The 6,587-nt window shown below is 43.5% G+C and carries 6 protein-coding genes; all 6 read right to left on the reverse strand.

Annotation, left to right across the window (positions count from 1 at the left end; translation table 11 throughout):
• Positions 1 to 82: 82 nt before the first annotated feature.
• On the reverse strand, positions 83 to 1,249 hold the full coding sequence (locus AC973_RS08685; RefSeq protein WP_048729644.1) for a M20/M25/M40 family metallo-hydrolase: 1,167 nt from the start codon (positions 1,247 to 1,249) through the stop codon (positions 83 to 85).
• 62 nt (positions 1,250 to 1,311) lie between these two features.
• Positions 1,312 to 1,674, reverse strand: coding sequence for a Spx/MgsR family RNA polymerase-binding regulatory protein (locus AC973_RS08690; protein WP_048729645.1), 363 nt, complete (start codon positions 1,672 to 1,674; stop codon positions 1,312 to 1,314).
• A 212-nt stretch (positions 1,675 to 1,886) separates the two neighbouring features.
• Positions 1,887 to 2,747 (reverse strand): MurR/RpiR family transcriptional regulator, encoded by an 861-nt coding sequence (locus tag AC973_RS08695; RefSeq protein WP_048729647.1) that lies wholly within the window; start codon positions 2,745 to 2,747, stop codon positions 1,887 to 1,889.
• Between the two features lie 89 nt (positions 2,748 to 2,836).
• Positions 2,837 to 4,333 (reverse strand): PTS transporter subunit EIIC, encoded by a 1,497-nt coding sequence (locus AC973_RS08700; protein WP_048729648.1) that lies wholly within the window; start codon positions 4,331 to 4,333, stop codon positions 2,837 to 2,839.
• A gap of 16 nt (positions 4,334 to 4,349) precedes the next feature.
• A complete protein-coding gene (murQ, locus tag AC973_RS08705) occupies positions 4,350 to 5,246 on the reverse strand; it encodes an N-acetylmuramic acid 6-phosphate etherase (protein ID WP_048729650.1) in 897 nt (298 codons plus the stop codon).
• Between the two features lie 15 nt (positions 5,247 to 5,261).
• On the reverse strand, positions 5,262 to 6,323 hold the full coding sequence (locus tag AC973_RS08710) for a DUF871 domain-containing protein (RefSeq protein WP_048729652.1): 1,062 nt from the start codon (positions 6,321 to 6,323) through the stop codon (positions 5,262 to 5,264).
• Positions 6,324 to 6,587: the final 264 nt, after the last annotated feature.

Below are 6,587 nucleotides of genomic sequence, written 5' to 3' on the forward strand. Positions count from 1 at the left end.
CCAGGTAATCTAATGATTACCTGGCAGATATTACTCATCAGTCCTATTTGACGAAGAGCCGTTATTTGGTTTGCTTAGTTTATTATAAATCTAAAATGGCTTGAATGGATAGTGCGACTCTTGGTCTAAGTGAGGTCAAATCGGCTTCTTCCTCAAGGGTGTGGGCACCTGTCCCCACAATGCCCAAGCCGTCAACAACGGGAATGTCTACAAGGGATGCTAGAGAGGCGTCGGATGCGCCTTGGCTTTCGACTTTAACTAGGGGACCGTAACCCAATTTGTCAGCCGAGGCTAAGTAATGGTCTGCTAATTGATCGACTTTTTCGGTGTAAACCATGGCATCTACGCCAGATTCGATTTCAAATGTGGTCACTGTATCTGCTATATAGGGTTCAGCAATAACGCGTTCGATGTCCTCGATCATTTCCTCTTTAATGGTCTGGTTTGGGAATCTCAGTGAGAAGTTTCCTTTGGCAGAACCTGGAATGGTATTGGCTGAAACGCCCCCATTGATAATGCCGCAATTGATCAATTTCTTGCGTTTGATATCGGTTAATGCTTCTAGGGTAACGACTTTCTGAGCTAATTCCGCAACGGCTGACCGGCCGATTTCAACTTCCATACCGGAATGACCTTGGACCCCTTCGACGGTTACGTTCATCATCATACCACCTTGACGGCCGACCACAATTTCATCAAAGGTTGGTGTGGGTTCAAAGTTCAGCATTAAGGCTGCGTCCTGTAATTCTCCAATCATTTCTTGGCGGGTATCTGAATACCGGTGGAGGGTTTCTTCATCTGGTATAAAAATTAGACTTAGGGGGTGTTTTTGATAGCCCATTTCAATCAGGTTTTTCACTACGTACATGGCGATGACAAGGCCACCCTTCATATCCATCAGGCCGGCACCCTTTGCGAATCCTGGTTTATCCGGTAATATACGGAAATGATGGTCTTTGGTTACACCAGCATTGAAGACCGTATCCACATGCCCAGATAAAACGATGGGTTGCTGGCCCTTGTTTTCGGCTGTTTTATATTCAGCAATCAACAAGTCCCCTGCTTGGTCATGGGGAATGGTCCGGGTGGTCATGCCAATATTTTCACACCATTGGCTGATAATTGTCCCAACTTGATTGACACCAGAAATTTGATCAATGCCTGATTCCGTATTCACCAATTCTTCTAAAAAGGCGAACATGTCACTTTCTTGCCCTGCAATTAAATCCTTTAACGCTTCAATTTCCAATAAAACCCCTCCGAGAACCTTTATCCTATAATTTCCCTTGTTTTGACCTTATTTTCCTAGCCTTATTTGCTTAACCAGACCTGGTCCAGAAAGTCGACTTTTGACCCTGCTGTAGCTACTTGGTCACCTACAATTAATGGTCGTTTAATTAACATACCCTGTTCAGACAGTAAGGCTAAAAAGGCCTCTTCTGGCATATCCGCTAGCTTGTCTTTTAAGCCTAATTCACGGTACAAACCACCAGATGTGTTTAATATTTTGGTATATTTACCGTCCACTTGGTCCAGTGCCCAGGCAATTTCTTCAGCCACGGGTGGTTGATCACGGATGTCGATAATTTCTCCAAAGGTTAACCGTTGATCTTCCAAGTGTTTTTTCACCTTTTGTGTTGTGGAACATTGTTTTAAGCCATATATTTTTAGCACCTGACTTCAACCTCTTTCTTTCAAGTTTATACCTACTATCTTAGCAAATTTTGTCCTTTATTAAAAGACGATTAAATCTCTTTGAAAATGACCACTCTTCGCAAAGCTGAATGATTAAAGAAAAAAACTAGCCCTTCGGAAAAGAGCTAGTCTACTTAGCAGAAATTTGCTTTCAGTTTTAAATATGTGCTGTCGTTATTTAGCATCTTTCTTTAATCTTGGTAAAAGCTTTCGATTGCGTTGGTTGCATCTTTAGTTAAGGCCAAGTTTTGAACATGGGTGTCATAGTTTTTCATCATGTAAGAAAAGAACAGCAGGTCAATGGCATAAAGCTGGGCTAACAGGGAAATGGTTGCCCCACTCCGTAACAAAGCCTCCTTGGTATCAGCCGTATGTAAGGGAATATCGGCTAAATTGGCAAGCGTATTGGCACCTGATTTAGTTAAAGAAACGGTTTTTAAACCGAGTTCTTTGGCCATCTTCATAACGCTGGTTCCTTCAGCTTTTTCACCTGAATTGGAAATCCCAATATATAGTGAGTCTTTTTGGGCAATGGCCATGGCTGCGACTAGTTCGTGTTGGTCTTGGGTCACCATGACTTGCTTACCAATCCGGGTAAACTTTTGCCGGAAGTCTTGGGTTACAATATTTGATGCACCGAGCCCATATAAAAAGACCACTGGACTAGCCAAAATCCAGTCCGTAACTTGATCGATATCTTGGTTTAAAAGACTGACATTGGTATCGGCGAAGACTACACTGGCATTGGTTGCCAACTTTTCTTTGATGGTATCTAAACCTTCGTCTGCATCAATATCCGTATAGTTTAAATCACTTCTTTGACTTGTTTGTGCAGATAAAGCGAGTTTTAACGCGGTAAAGCCACTGATCCCAATCGAACGGCAAAAACGGATAACCCCCGCTGGACTTGACTTGGCCTCTTTTGCGAGCTCGGTCGCGTTCATCTGGATAACATCTTTTGGCCGCTCTAAAACAAGTTGACCAATCTTTTGTTCAGATTTGGGTAAGTCTTTCAGCATTTCGTTGATTGTTTGAAGGACATTTCTTGCCATCTTGGCACCTCTCTATCGTCTATCATTTCACAAATTTAAAGGGCTGCCAGCAAGGAGTTGACAGCCCTTTTCCACTTATTCATATCTTACTATAAATTGTCTAAGCCATCCATGGTATTTGATGGCGATCCAGTAATTTCACTGGCTTCTTGGGCAGTTTGGGGCACACCGAAGAAGTATGTCAGGATGAAGCCACCAATATAAGCTGCGACAAGACCCATCACGTATGCTGGCCATTGTCCGTCAGCAATCAATGGAATTAAGGCGACACCTGATGGTCCAATGGCAGTAGCACCAACGCCACCGATTGCCCCAAGGACAGCACCCCCGATTCCACCACCTAGACAGGCTGTAACAAAAGGACGACCTAAGGGCAGAGTTACCGCGTATATCAAGGATTCACCGATACCTAGAATACCTACTGGTAGAGACCCTTTAATAATGTTGGTTAATTGCTTGTTCTGGCGACATTTTAACCAAAGCGCGAAGGCGGCACCTACTTGACCGGCACCCGCCATAGCAAGGATTGGTAGTAGTACGGTCTTACCTGTAGCCGCAATCATTTCAATATGGATAGGGGTCAGGATTTGGTGCAGGCCAAACATTACTAGCGGAAGGAAGCTTGCCCCAAGGATAAAGCCGGCGACTGCGCCACCTACTTGTAATACCCAGTTGATGGCACCAACAAGTGAAGTGGATACGAAACCTGCAATCGGCATAATCAAGAAGATGGTCATCATCCCAACAACTAATAGGGAAATGGTTGGGGTCACAATGATATCGATGGCATCCGGAATGACTTTACGTAAGCCTTTCTCAACTAGTGACAATAGGTAAACGGCGATAATAACTCCGATGACTCCACCTTGACCAGCCGCTAAGTCGCCACCTGTAAAGATATTTGGCAGTGGCGCTTCAGGTAACATACCAGTTAAATAAGTAACCCCTGCGACAACCCCACCAAGGCCTTCTGTTGCACCGAATACCCGGGCAGCATTAATACCAATGTAGATGTTTAAGTAGGCAAATAACCCGTTTTGAAGGATTTTAAGGACAAGAAAAATGTTGTCCCACATACCCGGCTCTAATGCACCAACCGTCAGCATATTTTGAATAATTGACGCGATACCACCAATAATACCGGCTCCGACGAAGGCTGGAATTAAAGGCACAAAGATCGACGCAATCACTTTCAGTGCTTGTTTAAAAGGTGTATTGTTCTTTTCTTTTTGTTTGTTTTTATTTTCTGCAGTGATTCGTTCAGCTTCAGAACGCCCTGAAGTTAAATCTTGATCAAGATTTTCATGAACTTGACGCCCTTGTTGGACACGACCTTGGTCAGCCATAACAGTGGCTACTTTGGCTGCCGTCCCTGGACCTACAACCACTTGTAAAGTGTCCCCGTCTTCAACAACGCCCATGACGCCATCTACTTGTTTCAAGGCTTCCATATCTACTTGCTGGTCATCTTTAATGTTGATCCGGACTCGAGTCATACAGTTATAGACTTTACTGACATTATCTGGACCACCTATATGTTGGTAAATTGCTTGTGCTAATCGTGCTTCATTACTTGTTTTAGCCATGATACCCATCCCCTTATCACTGTAATACTTGATTTACAAAACCATTGGCTGCATTAATTTTTTGGCTGGCTTCAGTCGCATCTAAATTGGTTAAAATCATCACGATGGCTACTTTAACCTTGTGATTAGCGGCTTCAAAATAGCTTGCTGCTTCTTCATATGAACATTCAGTTGCTGCCATAATGATCCGTTTAGACCGTTCTTCTAATTTCTCATTGGTCGCTTGCACGTCCACCATCAAGTTTTGATAGACTTTCCCGATGCCAATCATCGAAACCGTCGATAACATATTCAAAATCAACTTTTGGGCTGTCCCGGCTTTTAACCGCGTAGATCCAGTTAAAACTTCTGGCCCACAATCTACTTCAATAGGGATTTGGGCAAAACGGCTAATCTTCGCTTGCTGATTGCAGGCAATAGACACCGTTTTCGCACCAATACTTTGGGCGTATTGCAAGCCACCGATTACATAAGGCGTCCGTCCAGAAGCAGCAATCCCAACGACAGTATCATTGGCATTTAAGTTCAACTTCTTGAAATCTTCTTCCGCTAAAGTCAGCGAATCTTCAGCGCCTTCAACCGCTTCGACCATGGCCTTGTCACCACCAGCAATCAAGCCGACCACTAAGTCTGGTGAGACCCCAAAGGTCGGTACACACTCAGCTGCATCCAAGACGCCTAAACGACCAGACGTTCCGGCCCCAAAGTAAATTAATCGACCGCCAGCTTTTAACGACTGAATAATCGTTTCAACCGCCGCTTCAATTTGTCCAAGTGCTTCAGCAATTGCTTCAGGCACCTGTTGGTCTTCCTTATTCATCAGCTCAAGTACTTGACCAACTGACATCTGGTCCAAATGCATAGTATTTGGATTGCGCTTCTCAGTCGTTAACTGATTAATTTCTACACTCATCTTTTTCGTCCTCCATTACTTCTGCAATAATCTAAATGTTTGTCCGGGCCCAATATAGGGGATTAAGCTTTTATCTGTTTGAACAACCTGACCAACCACATTGACTTTCTCATCTTGCGGTAAATCGACCTTACAAATTTGCACTTCACCCTGGTAGCGTCCGTAGCCTTCATTATCGACAGTGATAGCGCCAAATTGTCGCGCATCAGTATTCACTGCTTTGATTGGGTCATTTGACCTTAATTGTAGTCTTGATTCTTGGCTTCTAATCACTAAAGCTGCCGCATCTTGCCGATTAGTATGGTCACCTAAAATCCATTCCACTTGTTCAGCAACCGCGTCCCTTTCACTCTCCACCCTTAAACAAATCTGGTTTTTTTCAATATATTCTTTAAATTGAAAAAGGGCATCCCGTGAAATTGCTGGGTCACCGATATAGACATCGTCAATATGGCCATTAGTGATTAAATCTAGGGTTCCCGCCAAAGGATGCAGGCTTCGGTGGGCTTCAACCGTCGGCAAGCCGGCGTGGATGGGCCCCCTCGTTTTGTCATCACCAGGGACGAAAGCCATGGTCCGAAGACTCGTCGACTTCAGCCACCGGTTGTGGCGTTTAAAGGTGTCCATGTCTAAGCCAGTTTCTGGGCGGGGATAGTAGTTATGCCAGGCGGTAATATGACTTAAATCCGCTTGATAATAGTGGAGTTGCTCTAGATCTTGTGGAGTCAGTGTGCTGGCATTTAAAGCGATATGAATTTCACGACTTAGACGAGCCACCGTTTTAAAACCAATGCCATAATCAATCCGCAAACCCGTAATCCCTAGATCAATGATTGGCCTGATATCTTCAAATGACCCACCAATTTTATGGAGACTGGTCCCTGAAATATCCACGACTAGCGACAAGTCGTAAGCCATCGCAATGGCGCCAAGGTCTCGCATCCGATCTAGATAGGCGGTGGGATCATCTTCTGGAATATGGATTGATGTAAAGATACCAGTAAAACCAGCAGCAACCATGCGCTCGATGTGATCACTGTCAATTGCTTCATTTAAATATACGGAAAAACCATACATATACTCACCTCATTCAGCTTTTAACTTGCGCTCTTTTTGCTTGAAAACGTTTTAATACAAATTCATTATAGCACGTTGAAATATTTTTTCAATAAATTAGGAGTTATCCTGTAAAAATTTATTATAATGAAATTTAATTACATAATTTGATAAAAAAAGACCCAAGCTGCCTAATCAGAGACAACTTGAGTCCTTTGGAAAATGGGTTCTATAATAAATAGTGTTGGTGAGATTCAATTGAGTCTCATCGGCACTATTTTTGTG

This window comes from Carnobacterium sp. 1290_CSPC (assembly GCF_001053265.1).
Lineage (GTDB): Bacteria > Bacillota > Bacilli > Lactobacillales > Aerococcaceae > Aerococcus > Aerococcus urinaeequi.

Excerpts from the sequence above, each read along its gene's own strand:
- murQ (WP_048729650.1), bottom strand. The coding sequence starts at position 5,246 with ATGAGTGTAGAAATTAATCAGTTAACGACTGAGAAGCGCAATCCAAAT.
- AC973_RS08695 (WP_048729647.1), bottom strand. The coding sequence starts at position 2,747 with ATGGCAAGAAATGTCCTTCAAACAATCAACGAAATGCTGAAAGACTTA.
- AC973_RS08710 (WP_048729652.1), bottom strand. The coding sequence starts at position 6,323 with ATGTATGGTTTTTCCGTATATTTAAATGAAGCAATTGACAGTGATCAC.
- AC973_RS08700 (WP_048729648.1), bottom strand. The coding sequence starts at position 4,333 with ATGGCTAAAACAAGTAATGAAGCACGATTAGCACAAGCAATTTACCAA.